This window comes from Mycobacterium sp. (genome assembly GCF_032162605.1).
In the GTDB taxonomy this organism is placed as follows: Bacteria; Actinomycetota; Actinomycetes; order Mycobacteriales; family Mycobacteriaceae; genus Mycobacterium.
In genome coordinates this window covers 1-2,844 of sequence record NZ_JAVROT010000230.1, presented here as the reverse complement: position 1 = coordinate 2,844, position 2,844 = coordinate 1, and the positions used below count along the sequence as shown (strand labels likewise).

Annotated in this window: 3 protein-coding genes and 1 pseudogene; 1 reads left to right on the top strand and 3 read right to left on the bottom strand. The window is 62.7% G+C overall.

Features of this window, described 5'->3' with window-relative positions:
* Together QOI01_RS14085 and QOI01_RS14080 are read right to left on the bottom strand one after the other, a co-directional pair.
* A partial coding sequence (locus QOI01_RS14085; RefSeq protein WP_526381862.1) for a serine hydrolase occupies nucleotides 1-351 on the bottom strand: 351 nt, incomplete at its 3' end.
* A gap of 181 nt (nucleotides 352-532) precedes the next feature.
* Nucleotides 533-730 (bottom strand): annotated as a pseudogene (locus tag QOI01_RS14080) (helix-turn-helix domain-containing protein); the annotation flags it as partial.
* A gap of 425 nt (nucleotides 731-1,155) precedes the next feature.
* Between QOI01_RS14080 and QOI01_RS14075 the strand changes: the two are divergent.
* Nucleotides 1,156-2,043, top strand: a complete 888-nt coding sequence (locus QOI01_RS14075; RefSeq protein WP_526381860.1) for a haloalkane dehalogenase — start codon at nucleotides 1,156-1,158, stop codon at nucleotides 2,041-2,043.
* Between the two features lie 60 nt (nucleotides 2,044-2,103).
* Here the strand turns inward: QOI01_RS14075 and QOI01_RS14070 are convergent.
* The coding region (locus QOI01_RS14070; protein ID WP_526381858.1) for an SDR family NAD(P)-dependent oxidoreductase at nucleotides 2,104-2,844 on the bottom strand (741 nt) is incomplete at its 5' end.

The window sequence follows — 2,844 nt, the reverse complement described above, 5'->3', positions numbered from 1 at the left end:
GGTGATTGAGGCTTTGCCTGCCTGGGCAAACTCCGGCCAATAGGCGGCCACCTTCGCGTCGTAAGAGATCAGACCCCGCGACGCGGCGACTGCCACCGACAGCGACGAAACGCCCTTCGTGGTCGAGAACACGGTGACGGCAGTGTCCTCTTGCCTCGGTGCCTTGGTGATGCCGTTGCGATAGCCACCCCACAAGTCGACGACTTTCACACCGTCGCGGTAGACGGCGACGGCGGCTCCGATCTCCTGGCCGCTGGTCATGTTTCGGCGGAAAACGTCCGCTAGTTTGCCGTACCCCTCGTCGACATCGCCCGCGATCAAATCCGGCGACACCTTCACGTTCATCACCATGTTTTCTCCTTAGCTGATGATGTCGAGCGGAACGTCAAAGCCCTAGAGACAGCACTCAGAGTAAGTCGCTAACCGGATAGCTGTGTGTGGATCGTCAGCCTCAGCACTGCCTTCGATGCCCGTGAGCCGACTCAAGCAGCGGCAGCACCCGGGCTGATGCGCTCATGCCTGGCATGGATGGTCAGGCGGGCTGGTCGGCGAGCACCCGATAGACGGTCGCACGGCTCACGCCAAGTGCCGCAGCAATAGTGCTAGCCGATTCACCGCTGGCGTGCATCCGTTGCGCCAGAGCGGCTTTGTTCTCGTCGAGCGCCTTGGGACGACCGATGTGCTGACCACGCGACCGGCGTGCCTCCCGCGCCGCTGCCCGGCGTTCCTGACGGATCATCGACGCAGTCCTTTCCGAAAGCTTCCTCGAAATAGCCTCTTCCTTCGAGTTCGTTGACCGTCTGGACAAGGTTGCGCGTGAGCGAGGCGAGGGTCAAAGCCTGGCCTCCGCGGAAGCACCGGCGCGCCGCTCCGATCAACACGGTCGACGGACGGACGACTCCGGGAACGACTTCGACCGCTGAAGGAGAGAAGCCAGGAACTTACGCTGATCGGTGAGTGCATCGATGCGCGCACCGAAGCCGCCGCCTACGAGACCATCAAACTCCTGGGCTGGGACGCCCCGGCCCGGCGCGCACACATGACGATCCGTGTGTGGCTGACCAATCCGATCGGATGGGAATTGCCTGCGACTACGGGTCGTGGGCTAGACCCCCGACACCGAACCGATAGAAACAACTGACGAGGAGACACGACATGCTCGGAGCGAAACCCTATGGACGACTGCAGTATCGCGAGATCAACGGGAAACGGATGGCCTACGTCGACGAGGGCCAGGGCGACGCCATCGTCTTCGCGCACGGCAACCCAACATCGTCGTATCTGTGGCGCAATGTGATGCCGCACCTCCACGGCCTGGGCAGGCTAGTGGCCGCCGACATGATCGGGATGGGCGGATCGGACAAGCTGCGCCCGTCCGGCCCGGACCGCTACCACTACGCCGAACAGCGCGACTACCTGTTCGGGCTCTGGGACGCCCTGGATCTGGGCGACCACGTCACACTGGTGCTGCACGACTGGGGATCGGCGCTGGGCTTCGACTGGGCCAACCAGCACCGCGACCGGATACGGGGTATCGCGTTCATGGAATCCGTCGTCACCCCGATAAGTTGGTCGGACTTCCCCAACGACGTCCGTGGGGTGTTTCAGGGCATCCGCTCTCCTGACGGCGAGAAGTTGGTGCTCGAACAGAACACCTTCGTCGAGGGCGTGCTGCCCGGCGCGATACAGCGCCAACTCAGCGACGAAGAAATGGACCACTACCGGGCGCCGTACGTCCACCCAGGTGAAGACCGCCGCCCGACGCTGTCGTGGCCACGCAACATCCCGATCGACGGACAACCCGCCGATGTCACGTCGGTGGTCGAGGACTACAGCAGATGGCTGGCCGAGACCGATGTGCCCAAACTGTTCATCAATGCCGAACCAGGCGCGCTCATCCGCGGACGCATCCGCGAGTTCGTCCGGACCTGGCCCAACATGACCGAGACCACCGTCCGCGGAACCCATTTCATCCAGGAAGACAGTCCCGACGACATCGGCGCCGCCGTCGCCGAATTCGTGCGGACAAATGGCGCCATCTAAACCCACCAGCGCCAAAGGCACCCAGGACACTCAACAATGAGTGAAAAGAAGAACTGCCGGTTATCGGTAGGTACCTCCGGATAGGGGTATCACTTGGCCGTAGAACGTGTCCGTGAGCTCGGAACACAGATACAGTCCCAGGCCGGCGGACTCTTCGCCCGACACCATCTTCTTGCCCGGCATCCGGCTGATGAGTTGGTTCCAGTGTTCGTCGGTCCCTCCGGCACCGCTGCGCATCAGGTTGTTGTCGACGTTCTCTTGGGCGATGGCGTTGACGTTGATGTTGAACGGTGCCAGCTCCACGCCAATCGCTTTCACCCACGCGTTCTGCGCCCCCCGGGATGCGCCGTAGACCGATAGAGACGCCGGTGGCACGACATCGACGATCGGTGTCAGCAAAGTCGCGGTGCCGGTAATCCCGGCAAGTCCGGTGATCGCCACGATCTTGCCTCCGCCTTGGCGTTTCATTCGGGTGACGGCTGCGCGGGTGACGCGGCAGAACGAGAAGAAGTTCTGTTCGAACATGTCATGGACGCGTTCCTCGTCGAGCTCGTCGAACGGGATCGAACCGACGATGCCGTAGTTGCTGACCAGTACGTCGAGGCGGCCGAATTGCTCGTCAATGGCGGCGAACATCGCATCGACATCGCCCGGTCGTGCGAGATCGGCCTCGATGATCGTGCCACCACCAGGATTGCGCCTTGCATACTCGGCATGTGGCTCGGCTTCAGCACGCGTGCGGTCTTGGGTGACGACGATGGCGCCCGCGTCGGTGAATGTTCGCGTGAAAGCCGGGCCCAT